Origin of the sequence: Streptomyces albus subsp. chlorinus (genome assembly GCF_013302895.1) — a bacterium.
GTDB lineage: Bacteria > Actinomycetota > Actinomycetes > Streptomycetales > Streptomycetaceae > Streptomyces > Streptomyces chlorinus.
In genome coordinates this window covers 6,706,488-6,723,743 of the sequence record NZ_VJOK01000001.1, presented here as the reverse complement: position 1 = coordinate 6,723,743, position 17,256 = coordinate 6,706,488, and the positions used below count along the sequence as shown (strand labels likewise).

Annotated in this window: 13 protein-coding genes; 8 read left to right on the top strand and 5 right to left on the bottom strand. The window is 75.5% G+C overall.

Annotation, left to right across the window (positions count from 1 at the left end; genetic code table 11):
• Nucleotides 1-468: 468 nt before the first annotated feature.
• The 3 genes from FM076_RS29120 (at nucleotide 469) to FM076_RS29110 (ending at nucleotide 4,469) form a co-directional block, all read left to right on the top strand.
• Entirely contained in the window at nucleotides 469-1,677 is a 1,209-nt protein-coding gene (locus tag FM076_RS29120; RefSeq protein WP_202034929.1) for a 3-deoxy-7-phosphoheptulonate synthase, read from the top strand.
• 195 nt (nucleotides 1,678-1,872) lie between these two features.
• Nucleotides 1,873-2,556 carry an isochorismatase family protein gene (locus tag FM076_RS29115; RefSeq protein ID WP_173873832.1) on the top strand — a complete coding sequence of 228 codons (684 nt, stop codon included), beginning with the start codon at nucleotides 1,873-1,875 and terminating at the stop codon, nucleotides 2,554-2,556.
• Nucleotides 2,553-4,469: an anthranilate synthase family protein gene (locus tag FM076_RS29110; RefSeq protein ID WP_173873831.1), complete on the top strand. Its 1,917-nt coding sequence runs from the start codon at nucleotides 2,553-2,555 to the stop codon at nucleotides 4,467-4,469. Before FM076_RS29115 ends, FM076_RS29110 begins: the two co-directional genes overlap by 4 nt.
• A gap of 74 nt (nucleotides 4,470-4,543) precedes the next feature.
• Here the strand turns inward: FM076_RS29110 and FM076_RS29105 are convergent, their stop codons facing one another.
• On the bottom strand, nucleotides 4,544-5,521 hold the full coding sequence (locus FM076_RS29105; RefSeq protein WP_173873830.1) for an NADPH:quinone reductase: 978 nt from the start codon (nucleotides 5,519-5,521) through the stop codon (nucleotides 4,544-4,546).
• Between the two features lie 261 nt (nucleotides 5,522-5,782).
• On the opposite strand from FM076_RS29105, the gene FM076_RS29100 reads away from it, so the two are divergent.
• From FM076_RS29100 to FM076_RS29090, 3 genes are all read left to right on the top strand, one after another.
• Nucleotides 5,783-7,783: an FAD/NAD(P)-binding protein gene (locus tag FM076_RS29100; RefSeq protein WP_173875087.1), complete on the top strand. Its 2,001-nt coding sequence runs from the start codon at nucleotides 5,783-5,785 to the stop codon at nucleotides 7,781-7,783.
• The gene (locus tag FM076_RS29095; RefSeq protein ID WP_173873829.1) at nucleotides 7,780-9,207 is read left to right on the top strand and encodes a lyase family protein; all 1,428 of its coding nucleotides are present in this window, start codon (nucleotides 7,780-7,782) and stop codon (nucleotides 9,205-9,207) included. Before FM076_RS29100 ends, FM076_RS29095 begins: the two co-directional genes overlap by 4 nt.
• A 1,378-nt stretch (nucleotides 9,208-10,585) precedes the next feature.
• The gene (locus FM076_RS29090) at nucleotides 10,586-11,854 is read left to right on the top strand and encodes an IS701 family transposase (RefSeq protein ID WP_173873828.1); all 1,269 of its coding nucleotides are present in this window, start codon (nucleotides 10,586-10,588) and stop codon (nucleotides 11,852-11,854) included.
• Between the two features lie 153 nt (nucleotides 11,855-12,007).
• Here FM076_RS29090 and FM076_RS29085 read toward each other — a convergent pair whose 3' ends face one another.
• On the bottom strand, nucleotides 12,008-12,355 hold the full coding sequence (locus tag FM076_RS29085) for a PRC-barrel domain containing protein (RefSeq protein ID WP_173873827.1): 348 nt from the start codon (nucleotides 12,353-12,355) through the stop codon (nucleotides 12,008-12,010).
• A gap of 178 nt (nucleotides 12,356-12,533) precedes the next feature.
• Between FM076_RS29085 and FM076_RS29080 the strand changes: the two genes are divergently transcribed.
• Nucleotides 12,534-13,013, top strand: a complete 480-nt coding sequence (locus FM076_RS29080) for a hypothetical protein (RefSeq protein ID WP_173875086.1) — start codon at nucleotides 12,534-12,536, stop codon at nucleotides 13,011-13,013.
• A 209-nt stretch (nucleotides 13,014-13,222) separates the two neighbouring features.
• On the opposite strand, the gene FM076_RS29075 is transcribed toward FM076_RS29080, so the two are convergent.
• Nucleotides 13,223-13,711 carry an ATP-binding protein gene (locus FM076_RS29075; protein WP_173873826.1) on the bottom strand — a complete coding sequence of 163 codons (489 nt, stop codon included), beginning with the start codon at nucleotides 13,709-13,711 and terminating at the stop codon, nucleotides 13,223-13,225.
• A gap of 177 nt (nucleotides 13,712-13,888) precedes the next feature.
• Here FM076_RS29075 and FM076_RS29070 point away from each other — a divergent pair, with 177 nt between their 5' ends.
• Entirely contained in the window at nucleotides 13,889-14,365 is a 477-nt protein-coding gene (locus FM076_RS29070; RefSeq protein ID WP_173873825.1) for a hypothetical protein, read from the top strand.
• 241 nt (nucleotides 14,366-14,606) lie between these two features.
• On the opposite strand, the gene FM076_RS29065 is transcribed toward FM076_RS29070, so the two are convergent.
• Nucleotides 14,607-15,410 (bottom strand): aminoglycoside adenylyltransferase family protein, encoded by an 804-nt coding sequence (locus FM076_RS29065; protein WP_265667717.1) that lies wholly within the window; start codon nucleotides 15,408-15,410, stop codon nucleotides 14,607-14,609.
• Between the two features lie 521 nt (nucleotides 15,411-15,931).
• Complete coding sequence (locus tag FM076_RS29060; RefSeq protein ID WP_173873823.1) at nucleotides 15,932-17,074, bottom strand: MGDG synthase family glycosyltransferase; 1,143 nt, start codon at nucleotides 17,072-17,074, stop codon at nucleotides 15,932-15,934.
• Nucleotides 17,075-17,256 lie beyond the last annotated feature (182 nt).

Sequence of the window (17,256 nt, the reverse complement as noted above, 5' to 3'; positions counted from 1 at the left end):
CCGCACCCGCACCCGCACCCGCACCCGCACCCGCACCCGCACCCGCTGCGAAGGGTGACGCCCGCACGGCACCGTCGCGGGAACTCCGGCATGAACAGCGGACGCCCGCGGCATGACGCGTTCCCGGCGGTTCCGTTGCCGAGGACTCCACCGCGCGGGCGCCGCCCGCACAAAATCCGGGGCCCGGGCGGCGGTTGGGCCCGAAAGGACGTCGGACATCCGCCCCGTGCCGGGTCCACCGGGTCTGACGGCCGGCCGGGTCCCGGCAATTGACAGATTTCCGCTGACCTGACGAACCGGTTCGTCGCGCCTTGGCCCGCACCCGCCGAGGCATCAGGGTGGAGCCGTGTCCCCGATATTCCTTTCGGATCGATATCCAGGCGACGGCCGATGCCGGGCGACGGCGCGGAACAGCCGTGACCGGCTCGGGTCGCCGTGCGAAAGCTGGAGCCGGCATTGACTAGCGACATGCTCCCCATTCCCTTGGAAAAGGCGCGGCAACAGCCGGAATGGGAGGACCGGGCGCAGGTGCAGCGCGCGCGGGAGACCCTGGCCGAGCGCCCCGGACTCGTCCGGCCGGACGACGTGCGGACGCTGCGTGCCCATCTGGCCCTCGTCAGCGAGGGCGCGGCCCAGGTCGTGCAGGCCGGTGACTGCGCGGAGGACCCGGCCGAGTGCACGGCGGACCACGTCGCGCGCAAGGTGGCCGTGCTCGACCTGCTCGCCGGTGCGATGAAGCTGGCCGGGCGGCGTCCGGTGCTGCGGGTGGGCCGGATCGCGGGACAGTTCGCCAAGCCGCGGTCGCAGCCGACCGAGCGTGTCGGGGACGGCGAACTCCCCGTCTACCGGGGCCACCTGGTCAACGGACCGGCGCCGGACGCGGAGGAGAGGCGCCCCGACCCGCTGCGTCTGGTCACCGGGTACATGGCCGCCGCCGACATCATCGCCCACCTCGGACAGGGCCGTGCCACCGGCATCGACCAGCCGGTGTGGACCAGCCACGAGGCGCTGGTCCTCGACTACGAGGTCCCCCTGGTGCGCCGGACCGACGAGGGGGAGCTGCTGCTCTCCTCGGCCCACTGGCCCTGGCTCGGGGAGCGCACCCGCCAGGTGGACGGGCCGCACGCGGCGCTGCTCGCCCAGGTGGTCAACCCTGTCGCCGTCAAGGTGGGGCCCACGGTGGAGGTGGCCGAGCTGCTGGCGCTGTGCGCCCTGCTGGACCCGGAGCGGCGCCCGGGCCGGCTGACGCTGATCGTGCGGATGGGCGCCGGGACGGTGGCCGAGCGGCTGCCCGCGCTGGTCCGCGCGGTGCGGTCGGCCGGGCATCCGGTGGTGTGGCTGACCGATCCGATGCACGGCAACACGGTGGTCACCCGCAGCGGCCACAAGACGCGGTACGTCCGCACGTTGCAGCGCGAGGTCCGCGAGTTCCGCGCCGTGCTGGCCGGGGCCGGTGCGTTCCCCGGCGGTGTGCACCTGGAGACGACGCCCGACCAGGTCACCGAGTGCGTGCTCGACGCCTGGGAGGCCGACCGGGTCCCGGAGGTCTACACGAGCTTCTGCGACCCGCGGCTCACCGTCGACCAGGCGCTCGAGGTCCTGAGCGCCTGGGGCGGGGCCGAACCGCCGGCGATGGCGGCCGAGGTGGCCGGGCCGCGGCAGGCGGCGGGGGGCTGAGACATGGCAGGCAGCGGCGCCGACAGCCCCCCCGGGCGGCCACGCGCGGCGACAGCGACGACAGCGACAGCGAAATCGACAGCCGGGAAGTCCGGTCCACCCGGTGGGCCCGGAGCGCTCGGCACACGGGCTCGGCACGTGAGCGGCGTCCGGGCGCGCACGCAGCGGCACCCAGAGGAACGGAGAGGAACCGCCATGTCCGGGATACCCGACATCCCCGCGTACCCGATGCCCGGTGAGCAGGATCTGCCGGCGAACACCGCACGCTGGACGGTGCGTCCCGAGCGGGCCGTCCTGCTGGTGCACGACATGCAGCGCTACTTCCTGCGCCCGTTCGCCGACGAGCAGCGCCGCACGCTCGTGGGCAATGTCGTCCTGCTGCGCGAGCGGTGCGCGCGGCTCGGTGTCCCCGTCGCCTTCACGGCGCAGCCCGGCAGCATGACCCCCGAACAGCGCGGTCTGCTGCGGGACTTCTGGGGGCCGGGGATGCGCCTCGACGCGGCGGACCGGGACGTCGTGGGGGAGCTGGCCCCGCGCCCGGACGACTGGCTCCTCACCAAGTGGCGCTACAGCGCCTTCTTCCGGTCCGATCTGCTGGCCCGGATGCGGGGGGCGGGCCGCGACCAGCTCGTCGTCTGCGGCGTCTACGCCCACATCGGGGTGCTGGCCACCGCCGTGGACGCCTTCACCCACGACATCCAGACGTTCATGGTGGCCGACGCCGTCGCCGACTTCTCCGCGGACGAGCACCGGCTCGCGCTCACCTACGCGGCGCGCCGGTGCGCCGTGGTGGCCACCACCCGCGGACTGCCCGTCGAAGGCGGCACGCTGCTGGGCGACGTGGCCGACGGGACGGCGGAGAGGCGGGCCGCCGCGTGAGCGCCCGGCGGACGGCCGCCGACCCGGCGCGGGTGCTGCTGGAGCGGGTGCTGGCCCCCTCCCCTCCCCCGTTCGCCCTGCTGCACCGCCCGACGGCGGCCGGGTCCGACCGGGTGGAGGTCCTCACCGGACCGGTCGGGCCCGTGGAGCGCATCGCCGACCTGCCCGTCCCCGCCTCGGCGCGGGGCCCGGCCGGCGCCGACGTGCTGGCGCTGGTGCCCTACCGGCAGCTGGCCGAGCGCGGCTTCCCCGCACCGGACGACGGGGAGCCGCTGCTGGCCATGACCGTACGGGAGCAGGCCGCGCTGGACCGGGCCGAGGTGCTCGCCACCGTCCCGGACGTGCCCATCCGGCTGGAGAACGAGCGCTTCGACATCGACGACGAGGAGTACGCCGGGCTGGTGCGCCGCGTCCTGGCCGAGGAGATCGGCGCGGGCGCCGGCGCGAACTTCGTCGTCAAGCGCCGTTTCCTGGCCGATCTCACGGGCTACACCCCGGCCACGGCGACCGCCTTCTTCCGGCGGCTGCTGGCGCGGGAGGCCGGCGTCTACTGGACGTTCCTCGTGCACACCGGCGACCGCACGCTCGTCGGGGCCAGCCCGGAGAGGCATCTGAGCCTCGCGGACGGGGTCGCGGTGATGAACCCGATCAGCGGGACCTACCGCTATCCGCCTGACGGCCCCACCCTCAGCGGGGTGATGGACTTCCTGGCGGACCGCAAGGAGACCTACGAGCTGTTCATGGTGGTGGACGAGGAGCTGAAGATGATGTCCCGGTTCTGCGACGCGGACGTGCGCGTGGTGGGGCCGTACCTCAAGGAGATGGCACGGCTCGCCCACACCGAGTACGTCATCGAGGGGCGCACCGAGCGGGACGTACGGGAGATCCTGAGCGCCACCCTGTTCGCGCCGACCGTCACCGGCAGCCCCCTGGAGAGCGCGAGCCGGGTGATCAACCGGTACGAACCCGCTGGGCGCGGCTACTACAGCGGGGTGGCGGCGCTCATCGGCAGGGACGGCCGCGGCCGCCGCACGCTGGACTCCTCCATCCTCATCCGCACCGCCGACATCACCTCCGAGGGCCGGATGGCGATCGGAGTGGGCGCCACCCTGGTGCGGGACTCCGAACCGGCGGCCGAGGTGGCCGAGACGCTCGCGAAGGCGACCGGTCTGCTGTCCGCCCTGCGCGCCGAGCCGGAGGGCCCGCTGGGCCGGCACCCCTCGGTGCGGTCGGCGCTGCGGGCCCGCAACCAGGAGATCGCCCGCTTCTGGCTGGACGGGTCCGGCCCCGCCGCCGGCCGCCCTTCCGCACTGGACGGGCGGCGGGTGCTGGTCGTCGACGCCGAGGACACCTTCACCTCGATGATCGCCCACCAACTGCGCTCCGCGGGGTTGGAGGTGACGGTGCGGCGGTTCGACGAGCCCTACTCCTTCGCCGAGCACGACCTCGTCGTCATGGGGCCGGGTCCGGGCAGCCCGCTGGAGGTCGGTGAGCCCCGGATCGCCCATCTGCACGAGGCGGTGGACACGCTGCTGGAGGCGCGCCGCCCGTTCCTCGCCGTCTGCCTCAGCCACCAGGTCCTCAGCCACCGGCTGGGCCTGCCGGTGCGCCGGAGGGACATCCCGCACCAGGGGGTGCAGAAGGACATCGACCTGTTCGGGCGGCCGGAGCGGGTGGGCTTCTACAACAGCTTCGTGGCGCACAGCCCGTCCGGGCTGCTGACCCCGTACGGTACGGGCCCGGTCGAGGTCTGCCGGGACGCGGCGACCGGTGAGGTGCACGCGCTGCGGGGACGGCACTTCGCGGGAGTGCAGTTCCACGCCGAGTCGGTCCTCACCCACGACGGGGTGCGCATCCTCGGGACGCTGCTGGCCGGTGTGCTCGACGGCGCCGGGCAGCCGGTGCGGTCCTGACGGTGGGCGGGCGCGGCCGCGCGCTGCCCCGCCGTACCGCCCGCGGAGCCGGGGCGGCGACCGCACCGGCCCCGTCAGCCCGTCGTCAACGCGACCCGGCGGCCGTGCAGTTCGCCCGCCTCCAGCATGCGGTGGACCTCGGCTGTGGCGCTCAGCGGAAGGACCCGTACCTCGCGCGGCCGCAGACGGCCCCCGGCCAGCAGCCTGTTGACGCAGCCGGCCGCCTGCGCCAGCTCGCCGGCCGTGGCCCCGGTGATGGCGAAGCCGACGACGGACCCGTCCCGCACGTACAGCGGTCCGGCGGGCAGCACGGGCGTGGTGTGCAGTCCGGCGAGCAGGACGACGCGTCCGCGCCGGGCGAGCAGCCGCACGGCGGTGGTGAGGTCGTTGACGCCGGCCGCGTCCGCCCAGACGTCGACTCCTTCCGGGCACGCGCGCGCCAGCCGGTCACCCAGCCCGTCCGCCTCCCGGTCCACCACCACATCGGCTCCCAGGTCACGGCAGTAGGCGGCGTCCCGGGCCCGGGCCACCGCCACCACCCGGGCACCCGCCGCGGCGGCGACGACCAGCATGGCGGCCCCCACGTTCCCCGCCGCGCCGACCACGACCACGGTCTGGCCCGCCCGCAGCCGGCCGTGGGTGACCAGGCCCAGGTACGCGGTGGCCGCCGGGTGCACCACCGTCACCGCGGTCTGAGGGGCGACACCGTCGGGCAGCCGGTAGAGCCGTTCGGCCGGCACGACGGCGCGTTCGGCCGCCGCCCCCTGCCGTCCGGCGTGTCCGAGGCTGTTGCACCACACCCGCTCCCCCACCCGGAACCCGGTGACCCCGTCGCCCGTCCCGGCGACCCGGCCGACCAGATCGCGGCCGACCACGAACGGGAAGTCCACGGGCGTCTCCACCGCCCCGGACCGGATGAAGGTGTCCACGTGGTTGGCGGTGGTCGCCTCGACGTCCACCAGCACCTCGTGCGTGCCCGGCCGGGGGTCGGGGAGCGGACCGAACCGTATGGAATGTGCCGGACCGAATTCGTTGATGTAGGCAGCACGCATACGGGGATTCTCCCAGAGGACGCGGCGCCGGACACGCGGCGGCCCGGTCGGGTGCGGAATGTGTCAACTCGCATCGCCGGGCCGCCTTTTACCGTTCCTTTTCCCCACCGCCCGCACTTGACTGATTGCTCCCGCCGGCGTTGCCGGGCACCCGCCCGCCCTTTCAGAATGCGTGCGGTGTTCCCTCGCACGTCCTCGCCGTATTCGGGCAGGTCCGGCGCTGCCATATGTCCCCGGCCGGAATGAGAAGGGGTGCTCGGATTGAACACGACGGCACACGAGATCGCGGTCATCGGCGCGGGCCCGCGCGGGCTCGCCGTGCTGGAGAGACTGTGCGCGAACGAACGGGCGCGGCCGTTCCGTTCGCGGGTGCTCGTCCATCTCGTCGACTCCGCGCCGGCCGGTGCGGGATCGGTGTGGCGCACCGGCCAGTCGCGGCACCTGCTGGCGAACACGGTCGCCTCACAGATCACCGTCTTCACCGACGTTGCCTCGCGCATCGCCGGTCCCATCGAGCCGGGACCGAGCCTGTACGAGTGGGCCGCGTCCCTGCCCGCACCCCCAGCGGGGGACGACGCGGCCGGCAGCACCCCCGACACGGCGTACGACGCAGCCACCCTCGCCGAGGCGCACGCGCTCGGGCCCGACTCCTACCCGACGCGCGCGCTGTGCGGGCGCTACTTCGCCGACTGCCTCCGCCGCGTCGTGGAGGGCGCCCCCGCCCATGTGGAGATCAGGGTGCACAGGTCCCGGGCCGTGGCCATGGCCGACACCCTCGGGTATTCCGGCGGGCCGCAGGGCGTCCGGCTGGAGAACGGCACCCGGCTCAACCACCTGGACGCCGTCGTGCTCGCCCAGGGACATCTGCCGACCCGGCCGACCCCGCACGAGGAGCGCATCGCGAGCCTCGCCCGTATCAACCACCTGACCTACCTGCCGCCGGCCAACCCGGCGGACGCCCGCCTCGACGGCATCCGGGCCGGGGAGCCGGTGCTGCTGCGCGGCCTCGGGCTGTGCTTCTTCGACTACCTCGCCCTGTTCACCCTGGGCCGCGGCGGCCTCTTCGACCGCGTCGGCGGGGAGCTGGTGTACCGCCCCAGCGGCGAGGAGCCGCTCCTGTACGCCAGTTCGCGCCGGGGTGTGCCGTTCCACGCGCGCGGCGAGAACGAGAAGGGCGCGCACGGCCGCCACCTCCCCCGCCTGCTGACGGCCGACCACGTGGCCCGGCTGCGCACGCGTGCCGCACGGGCGGGCGCCGGGCTGTCCTTCGCCCAGGACCTGTGGCCGCTGATCGCCCGCGAGGTGGAGACCGTCTACTACGAGACCTGGCTCAGGCACCGGCGCGGCGCCGAGGCGGCGGAGCTGTTCGCCGCCCGCTACGCGGCCTGCGCCGAACCGGCCGCGCGCGAGGCCCTGGTGGACGCCCACCGGATCCCCGCCGCCGACCGGTGGGACTGGGCGGCCCTCGCGGACCCCGCACGCACGCGTACGTTCACCGACCGCGACGACTTCCGGGCCTGGCTGCTCGACCGGCTGGCGGAGGACGTCCGGCAGGCCCGCGAGGGGAACGTCGGCGGACCGGTCAAGGCCGCCCTCGACGTCCTGCGCGACCTGCGGAACGAGATCCGGCTCGCCGTGGACCACGGCGGCCTGGAGGGGTCCTCGCACCGGGACGAACTGGACCGGTGGTACACGCCCTTGAACGCCTTCCTCTCCATCGGCCCGCCGCCCCGGCGCGTCGAGGAGATGCGTGCCCTGGTGAGGGCCGGTGTCCTGGAGCTGACCGGCCCCGGCACCCGGATCAGGATCGACACCCGTCGCCGGGCGTTCGTGGCCGACTCCGAGACGGTGCCCGGCCCCACCGTCCGGGCCGGGGTCCTCATCGAGGCACGCCTGCCCGCGCCGGATCTGCGCCGCACGGCCGACCCGCTGCTGCGGCACCTGCGGCACACCGACGCGTGCGCCCCCTACCGGGTCGCCACCGCGGACGGCGGCACGTACGAGACGGGCGGACTGGCCGTGACCCCGCGGCCCTACCGGCTGCTCGACGCCCGGGGGCGGGCGCACCCGCGCCGCTTCGCGTACGGGGTGCCGACCGAGGCGGTGCACTGGGTGACGGCGGCCGGCATCCGGCCCGGTGTGGACTCGGTGACGCTCGCCGACGCCGACGCCATCGCCCGCACCGTGCTCGGCCTGGGGCCCAGCGACGCGGCAGCCGGTGCCACGGCGGCCGGGGTCCCGCACGGCGAGGTGCTGCTGTGAGCACACCGCCCGCGAGAGCCGCCACGGCCGGTACCGCGCCGCCCCCGCCCGCGCCCCACGTCCTCGACGCGGGCCTGCTCTCCCCGGTCCGCGCGGGCACCCCCGTCGAGCGGGCCGTCTCGGACTCCGCGTGGCTCCAGGCCATGCTCGACGCGGAGGCCGCGCTCGCCCGCGCGCAGGCGAGGCTCGGCCTCGTACCGGCACACGCCGCCGAGGTCATCACGAGGACCGCGCGGGCCGGCCGGTTCGATCCGCGTGAACTGGCCGTCCGCGCACGCGAGAGCGCCAACCCCGTGGTCTCTCTGGCCGGAGCCCTGACGCGCGCGGTCGCGGAGGCGGACCCGGCCGCCGCCGAGTACGTGCACCGGGGCTCGACCAGCCAGGACATCTTCGACACGGCGGCGATGCTCGTCTCCCGCGACGCGCTGCGCCTGCTGCGCGCGGACCTGGCCCGTATCGCGGACGCGCTCGCGCGCCTCGCCCGCGCACACCGCGACACGGTGCTGCCGGGACGCACCCTGGCGCTGCACGCCGTGCCCACCACCTTCGGGCTCAAGGCCGCGGGCTGGCGGCGAGCGGTGCTGGACGCCGACGCCCGCGCGGCCACCGTCCTGGCCGCCCTGCCGGTCTCGCTCGGCGGTGCGGCGGGCACCCTCGCCGGATACGTCGAGCACGGCGCGGACCCGGAGCGCCTCGTGGCGGCGTTCGCCGCCGAGACCGGGCTGCGCGCCCCCGCCCTGCCCTGGCACACCCTGCGCACCCCGATGGCCGACCTCGCCGCCGTCCTGGCACACGGCGCGGGCGCGCTGGGCAAACTGGCGGTGGACGTGCTGTCCCTCACCCGTACCGAGGTGGGCGAGGTCGTCGAACCCCATGTACCAGGACGCGGCAGCTCCTCCGCGATGCCGCAGAAGCGCAACCCCGTCCTGGCCACGCTGGTCCGCAGCGCCGCCCTTCAAGTCCCGGCGCTCGCGGGGGTGCTGACCCAGTGCATGCTCACCGAGGACGAGCGTTCCGCGGGCGCCTGGCACGCGGAGTGGCAGCCGCTGCGTGAATGCCTCCGCCTGACCGGGGGCGCCGCCCACACGGCGGTGGAGCTGGCCGGGGGACTGACCGTGCGGCCCGCGCGGATGCGCGCCAACCTCCGGCTCACCGAGGGCGGGATCGTCGCCGAGCGCCTCGTGGCCGCGCTGGCACCGCTGCTGGGCAAGGCCGCCGCCCGCACCCTGCTGACCCGCGCCACCGCGGCGGCGGCGGAGGACGGGCGCCCCTTGGCCGTACACCTCGCCGGCGCGGCCGAGTTGGCCGGCCGGATCCCCCCCGCCGAACTGGACCCGCTGTGCGATCCGGCCGGCTACACCGGCGCCGCGGCCGGCCTGGTGGACCGCGAACTGCGGCCGGGCGGCGCGGAAGGAGACGGCTGAAACCCCGCCCCCGCCTCGTCCCCGACGGAACGGACGGCGCCCTGCGCGCCCCGCCGCACCACCGGCTTCTGACCCGCCGTGACCCGCACCTGACCCGTTCCTGACCCGTTCCCGACCGCTGCTGACCGCGACGACCCACCGCCGGCCCGTCCCGCACCGTGGTGCCCGCTCCGGTGCGAGGGGGGCCGGCAGGCCGGGCGGAGTCCACGCGAGGGGCGGGGTCGTCCCCGGCACGGGCCCGCTCCGGAGGGCGGCTCCCCGCCGGAGGGGCTCGGTGGGGAACCGTCTGGTAGGAAACCACGAGTCCCCCGGGGCCACCCGCCGCATCCGCCCGCAGCGGAACCGGACATCCCCATCAGCGGAGCGCGCCGTCACCCACGGAATCCGTGGCTTTCCCCGGCGCCGCACACGGATTCCTGACTGTCTCGGGGGCGTTCACGGGAATATCGGCTGCCCGCCGTCCCGCTGACCACCCTGACCCGGCTCATGACCAGCTGACCCGCTGACGACCTTGCGCCGCACACCGCCCGTGGGTTTGGATTTTCGCAGCCTTAGGGAACGGGGGAAGAACAGGCTGCGGATTCTTATACACATGGTAACCGCAGCTATTCGCCCCCTCATTCCGACGACCAATCGACCCAGGGCCGGAAAAATAGGGGGAGAAATGTACGTGTACCGAGCACCGCGGGAATTGACCGAACCCTGGCGCCGTACCGCCCCAGCGACCGCGCCGCGCCCGCGCGTCCGTCCCGACCGCCGCGCGCCACGCCCCGCCTTCCCGCGAGGGCGTGACTGAGCCTCCCGCGTCCCCCGCCGTGCCGGCAGCCCGCACGGTGCCCCTCCGCTCCGTACGCCGCTTCCGCTCCGTACGCGACCGACTCGGCCCGCCACGCAGTGCGCACCCGCACGCGGGGGCCCTCTCCTCCCGGACCCGCTCTCCCCTCCGCCCCTGACGGGCCGGACCGAGGCCCGGAAGCCGGTACCCCCGTACCGGACATGTGACAGCCACTCCCACCCACCACCGCGCTCCGGACCGCCGACGACGTGCGCCGACGACGCCGCACGCTCCGCCAGGCCGCACCGGAGCCTCCTTCCGCGGACCCGGCGGACGTGCCCGCGCACGACCGGGTGCGCCGTACCGACGCGCCCGCGCACGGCACTCGCGACGTGCCCAGGTGCCGGTCGTCCCGCGCCGGAGACCGGGACCAGGGCACGGACACCTCGCGGCCGGCCCCGGCGGCCCCTTGCCCGCAGGGCCCACCGGCAGGCCCCAGGCCCGTATCCGCCCTCGCACCTGTCCGCTCACCACATCGATCACGACCGCGCACGCCCGTGCGCGGTCCGGGAAACGCACCGCGCACCCACCAGGAGGCACGGCATGACTCTCGTCAACCGCGAACCCGACTGCATCGCATTACTGGACGACCCGACGGACGGCCCCGGCCCGGAAACCACCGGAAGACCTGCCCTCGACCGTTCGGTGGCGGAACTCTCCCCCGTCGTTTTCGCCTCGCTCCCGCGGGCGGACCAACGCCGAAAAGGATTGATGTACCTGCGTGGTCTGCTGGGAGCGACCGGAAGGAAATCGGTGCGGAACATCGCCGCATTCCTGGGGGACCAGGTCAACGATCAGGGCCTGCACCACTTCATCAACGACTCGACATGGGAATGGGACCCCATGCGGGAAGCCCTGGGACGCCATGTCCTCCAACGGCTGCCACCGCGCGCCTACGTGGTCCATCCGCTGCTCATCCCGAAGTCCGGCACGCACTCGGCGGGCGTGACCCGCACCTTCTCCTGGGAGCGGGGGCAGGCCGTCACCGCCCAGCAGGTGACCGGCGTGTGGGGCGTGACCGCGCAGACCGCGCACCCGCTGAACTGGCAGCTGCACCTGCCCTCCCAGTCGCCGAGAGGCACCCCCGACGACTGCCGCGGGACGGTGCCGGGCACGGACCCGGCCGCCTGGCGGACACCGGAGGAGGCGATGGTGAACGCCTACGTGGAGACGGCGGCGCGCCTGTCGCTGCCGCGTCGCCCGGTGGTGCTCAACGCCGAGCGGCTGGACGGCATCAAACTGGTCGCCCGGCTCGGCGCGGCGGGGCTCCGGCACGTCTCGAAGATCGCCCCGGACACCTGGCTGCTGCCCAACGACCCCTCGCTGCCGGGGTGGGGCGACAGCCCCCTGCAGGCGAGCCGCATCGCGCGGATGGCCAGGGCCGGCCGGAACCGCGTGGCCCTGATCCCGTCCGGCACCCCGGACACACCGGAGCTGGTCGTCACGGCACGGGTGCGCCTCCCGGCCGTACGGGAAGCCTCCGGGCAACGCGGCACCGGGAACGGGGACCTGCTGCTGATCGGTGTGGGCGGCGGCCGCTCCCGGTGGCCCGAGGAACTCTGGCTGACGGACATGGCGCGGGCCGACCACTCCGCCCTGCTGCGGCTCGTGGGGCTGAGCCGCCGGGTGGAGCGGCAGGGCGTGCCGCTGGCCGAACGCGTGGGGATACGGGACTTCGTGGGCCGCTCGTACGCGGGGTGGAACCGGCACGCCACGCTCGCCTCGGTCGCCCATGCGGCCACCGAACTGGCCGGACTGCGGCCGGACGCCGATCCCTTGGCGGCGAGGGGGTGGGGCCGCGCCTGCCTGTGACTGGGGGCGCGCGTGCGGCCGGGAACCTGTGACCGGAGGCCCGCGTGCGACCTCCCGCCTGTGACCTGGGGTCCGTGGCCTGGGAGCTGTGACCCGGGGTCCGGGACCGGGAGCTGTGACCGGGGGCGGGCCGGGCCGGGCAGGGTCCCGGTCTCAGTGGCCCCTGCTGTGCCGGCCGCCGAGCTGGTCCCGGTGGCGCGGGTCGCCCAGGTGCCTGTCCTCGTCGAACTCGGGGGCCGCCTTGACCTGTTCCCTGGACAGGGCGACGCGGACGGTCCGGTCGGCGTTGCTGATGCCCAGGACCGCGCCGGCCGGGAGGAGCACCTTCTTGCCGAAGATCCACGGGCCGGTGTCCACCACCAGGTACCCGGAACCGATCTCCGTGGAGTTCTCGTCGACCGTGCCGGCGCGGCCGTCGGGCGCCTCGACGTGGTACCCGGTCAGGTCCGCGTCCGGCGTGTGGCCGGCGGTCGGCGCGTAATTCCCCAGGTTCTCCGTCACCAAGACCTCCCGAAACCTCTCGCCGGACCCTCCGCACGCCGGCGGACGCGCCCACCACGGGTGCCCCGCCGGACATCCCGGTACACACCCTCGTCTGTTTCCATGAGAAGGCAGGCGGGGGAGCGTCGGACGCCGAAGGAGCTGGGCGGTGGCGAAGGGGAAGGCGGAAGCGGGGGCGGTGACCGCGCCGGTGGTGGTGTTCGATCTGGACGGGACGCTGGCCGATGTCCGGCACCGGCTGCCGCTCCTCCAGCGGCGCCCCCGCGACTGGGAAGCCTTCTTCGCCGCGGCCGTCCACGACCCGCCGCTGGCCGAGGGCGTCGCTCTGGCCCGCGAGAAGGCGCGGGAGGGGGAACTCGCCTACGTCACCGGACGCCCCGAACGCTGCCGCGCCGACACCCTGGCGTGGCTCCGCGAGCAGGACCTGCCCGGCGACCGGCTCCTCATGCGCGCCGAGCGGGACCGCCGCCCCGCGCGGGTCGCCAAGCCGGAGCTGCTGCGGCACCTCGCCCGCGAGCGCCCCGTCCTGCTGGTGGTGGACGACGACGCGCAGGTGTGCCTCGCCTACGAGCGCGCGGGCTTCCCGGTGCTGCGCGCGGACTGGATGAGCCAGGAGCCGGTACTGGAAGCCGTCCAGGAAGCGGAAGGGCGCACTTGACGCGCGCCGGGCGACTCGCGCCGACAGCTGCCGCACCCGCCGAGGGCTGCCGCGTCGAAGACGCCCGCCGACGGCTGCCCCGGTGGAGGCGCCGATCACCTGCCCCTCCCCGATGCCGCGCCCGATGCCGCGCCCGCCGGTGACACCTCCGGGGGACGGCCCACCCCGCGAACGGCACACGTGGCGACGACGGGGCGGGGAGGGGGCGTTCAGCCTGCCGTTTCCGGCAGTCGGCGGACCGCGAACCCGCCCCGGCCGTCGAAGCCCACCTGCCAGACGGTGTCGAAACCGTCGTCGGCGGCGGGGGCGCGGAGCCGTCGGAGAGTGGCCAGCACGCCGGCCTCCGGCACCCGGTCACGCCCCTCCCGGAGCGCGTTGCGCCGCAGCGACCCCGCCGGATCGGGCGGGAACCAGTAGGCGGTGACCGTCGCGCCGTGCGCGTGCGCCAGGGCGACCAGCGGCTCCCATTCCCGCGCCGAGGGGTTGGTGTTATCCACGGCGACCGACCGCCCCGCGCCCAGCGCCTCCTCGACGAGGCGCAGTTGCCTTCGCTGCTTGTTCCGCGCGGAGCGGGGAAAGAAATCCTTGCTGACCAGCAGGTACCGACCGGTGAGGTGCCGGTCGCAGAACGTGGACTTCCCCGAGGCCTGGAGCCCGACCAGCACGGCGACGTCCGGGACCGTCCTCCTCACGGGCATCCGCACCACCTCCTCGCCGTCGGGGTACCCACCCCCGCCCTGGGAGCGGCGGGGTCGGTGCGACCGTGTGCGTCCGGGCCATCGCCATCCGTGCCGCGGCGGCGCATCCTGTCCCCGACGGGAAGGCCCGCACCGCCGCGCGGGGCGGGTGTGCCGAGGCGAGGAGGGAGCGAGTCGATGCCCACACCCGTGTGCTCGCTGATCCTGAACGAACGCCAGAGAGTCGCGAGCGGGTCGTACCACGTGGTGCGGTTCCCGTTCGGCGGCGGCGAGTCCTACGACGCGGAGGGGATGCACCAGGTACGGCAGCCGGACGGCTACGAGGTGACCAACTGGCGCGCCGACGACCGGTCCGGCCTCATCTGGCCCTCGGTCGACGGCTGGGGCTCCCTCACCGCGCTGATCTACTGGGAAGCGGGCGACTACAGCGAGCTGCGCGACCAGTTCGTACGCGACCCGCTCCGGCTGACCGACGATCCGGTGAACACCACGGCGACCGACCACAGGCGCCCCTCCCCCGGGATGCAGTGCTTCACCAAACACCACGAGTTGTTCGTGCACCCGGGCGTACCGCTGGCGCTCCGCGTCTCGCACAACGACTCCCGCGCCCGCCACCTCGTCCACGCCCAGTTCAAGCTCGCCATCCACACCTGAGGCGACGGGCGCACAGCGCGGCATGGGGCCGCCTCCGGCGCGTCGCCCCCGGGGGCCGGCGTTCGCGCACGCCTGCGGTTGACCGACCGGGCAGTCGGGAGTCGGCCGGCCGGCGCCCCCTCCGTACGGACACCCCGAACGGCCCGCCCGCCCGGGTCCCGTTCGGGAGGGCGGCTCCGGGGCGGGCCGAGAGGGCCGTGGGCCCGGGGACCGGAACGGCGGGGTCCGACGGGTCCGGCCGTCACGAGGGTCCCCCGGTGCCGTGGAGCGCGCCCGGCGCTCCGGTGCCGGGCGGGGTGAACCGTCCGAGGACACCGGCCATATGGGCGGCGAACGGCGCCAACGCGGGCCGCAGGTCCGACCAGTGCTCGGCCTCCTCCCCCCGGTAGACGGCGCGGGCGCGGGCCAGGACGGGGCGGTGCCGCGCGGGCAGCCGCTCCAGTGCCCAGGCCGCCGCCGCGTCCTTGGGGTCGATCACGCCCGTCGCGAGGGTCCGCCAGATGCGGGCCAGCGTCAGGACGGCGTTGCGGGTGTCGCTCTCCAGCTCGGACAGCAGCTCGGGCACGGCGGCGATGAGCGCCCTCTCCAGGTCCTCGTCCGGCACCGGGTCGAGCAGCCGCGCCGGTGGCGGCCCGTACAGCGCCGTGTTCCCGCGCAGCACCACCGTGACCAGCAGGGCCAGATCCGGACTCGGTGCGGGGGCGGGGATCTCACCGCGCTCGTACTCCTCGCGCAGCCACTCGCCGTACTGGAACTCGCACCACGGCGGATAGCGCCAGGGACGGATGTCGCCCTCGGCCACGACCGTCAGCTCCACGGGGCGCGCCGGACCCGTCCGGGCCTTCTCCCCGGAGACCGGGAGCAGTTCGGCGACGAGCGCCCGGCGTTCCTCCTGGGTCGTGCGCCGCCGCGCCACCACGAACACATCGACATCGCTGTGCGGCCGCAGCCCGCCCAGTACCGCGGACCCGTGGAGGTACGCCCCCCGTACAGCGGGCCCGAGCACCCGCCGGACCACCTCCACGACCTGCTCCGCCAGCGCCACCCGACCTGCCCTCCCCTTCACCGACGCACCGGGTTCCGCCCGGACCGCTCCGGGGCCGGACCGCCACCGAAGACCGCCGCCCCCCGTGCCGGCCGTTCTTCGGGAGCGGCATTCTCCCCCGTCGGAAGACCTCTGGCCAAGGCGCATCCGGGTGGACCGGGCGCACGGATCAGGAGCGCTGGAGCGGCGGGGCCGGCGCCCTGAACGGCGGCGCGGGCGCGGAACCGGACGGGGGCGGGGGCGGGCACAGGCGTCGGCGTCGGCGTCGGCGCGGAACCGTACCGACCGCGGTCCCGCTCTCCGCGGCACGGCGTGACAGCGCGCCGCCCGTTGCCGAACGCCCTTCGGACAGCGCGGCGGCCCCACTCTCGGCGCACGGCGTGACGGCGCGCCCCCGGGCCGAGCGCGACCACGCCGTCGTGCGCCGGCCGGAGCGAGGTCCGGCGGCCACCTCCTCGCCATGGAGGCCCCGGAACAGCTCGCGGCGGACACCCGGGGATTCTTCGGCGGCCCGCGCCGGCTCAGCCCACCGGGCTGCTCGCCGCGGCGGCCAGCCGTTCCAGCTCGGCCGCCGCGTCCGCACGGAACGCGGCACGGGCGGCCTCGGTCTGCCGGGTCCGGGCGGGGCCGGGGGCCGCCAGCGCGCGGACCGCCCGGACCGGCTCCCCCTCCCCTTCGGCGTGGCAGGACAGTCCGGCCCGGGCCATCGCCTCGACGCCCGCCACGGCGTGCCCGGGCAGGGGGCGGTAGCCGACGACGGGCAGCCCCGCCGCGAGGGCCTGGGCGGCGGTCTGCCCGGCGGCGTTGTCGAGCAGGACATCGGCGGCGGCCATCAGCCGGTGCAGATCGGTCACCCAGCCGAGGGGCAGCACACCGGGCCGGCGGGCGGCGCGGCGGCGGAGGCGCTCGTCGTTGCCGCACAGCAGGACGGGCAGGCAGCCGTCCGCCGACAGCCGCCGTGCCGTCTCCAGGAGCCCGGTGCCCACGCCCCAGGCGCCGGTGGACAGCAGGACGGCGGGCCGGTCCTGCGGGGCGGCGTCCGCGCCGGGGAGCGCCGCCGCGTGCCGGTGCAGGAGGGCCCGCCACCGTCCGTCCGCGTCCCGGGGGTCGAAGAACCGGTCGGGCACCACGGGGCCGGTGGTCCGGGCCGCGCGTCCCGTGGCGGCCCGGACGTCCTGGGTGGCGGTCTCGGTGACGCACAGGTGGAGGTCGTTGCCGGAGTGCAGCCAGCCGCGGTGGACGGCGAAGTCCACCACGACGACGGCCGCCGGCACGGACAGCGCACCGCGGGCGCGCAGCCGCCCGGTCACCTGGGCGCACAGGTGGAAGGTCGGTACGACGACGTCGGGGCGCCAGTGGGCGACGGCGCGCAGCAACGGGCGCTCGGCGAGGGCCGCGAGGGGCGCGCTGCTCAGGCGCGGCCGGGGCGTGGTGCTCGCCGCGAGGAAGCCCGCGTAGACCGCGCCGTACAGGCCGGGCAGATGGCGGACGGTGGCGCGGTAGCCGGCGCGCAGCGCGCGTCCGGTGCCCGCCGGAAGCAGGGTGAGGACGTCGCGGACGGCGGCGGTGTGGCCACGGGACCGCAGCCGGGCCGCGAGTTCGTGGGCGACCGCGTCGTGACCCGCGCCCATGCCGGCACTCAGCAGCAGGAAGCGGTGCGGCATGGGGCTCCAGAGGTCGTCGGTGGCGGGCCGGGCGAGGCCCCGGGCGGCCCGGCCCCTTCCGCGAAGCGGCCGGGCGTGCTGGTCGCGGTCGTGGTCGTCCTCCCGCCACCGGGCGCCGGCCGTCGTGGTCGGCCTCCCCGCACCGGGGGTGCGCCAGAGGTCCCGCCTGCCGCGCCCACCGC

Coding starts and splice junctions, on each gene's coding strand:
- FM076_RS29105 (WP_173873830.1), bottom strand. CDS start 5,521: ATGCGTGCTGCCTACATCAACGAATTCGGTCCGGCACATTCCATACGG.
- FM076_RS29060 (WP_173873823.1), bottom strand. CDS start 17,074: ATGCCGCACCGCTTCCTGCTGCTGAGTGCCGGCATGGGCGCGGGTCAC.
- FM076_RS29115 (WP_173873832.1), top strand. CDS start 1,873: ATGTCCGGGATACCCGACATCCCCGCGTACCCGATGCCCGGTGAGCAG.
- FM076_RS29120 (WP_202034929.1), top strand. CDS start 469: ATGCTCCCCATTCCCTTGGAAAAGGCGCGGCAACAGCCGGAATGGGAG.
- FM076_RS29075 (WP_173873826.1), bottom strand. CDS start 13,711: ATGCCCGTGAGGAGGACGGTCCCGGACGTCGCCGTGCTGGTCGGGCTC.
- FM076_RS29070 (WP_173873825.1), top strand. CDS start 13,889: ATGCCCACACCCGTGTGCTCGCTGATCCTGAACGAACGCCAGAGAGTC.
- FM076_RS29090 (WP_173873828.1), top strand. CDS start 10,586: ATGACTCTCGTCAACCGCGAACCCGACTGCATCGCATTACTGGACGAC.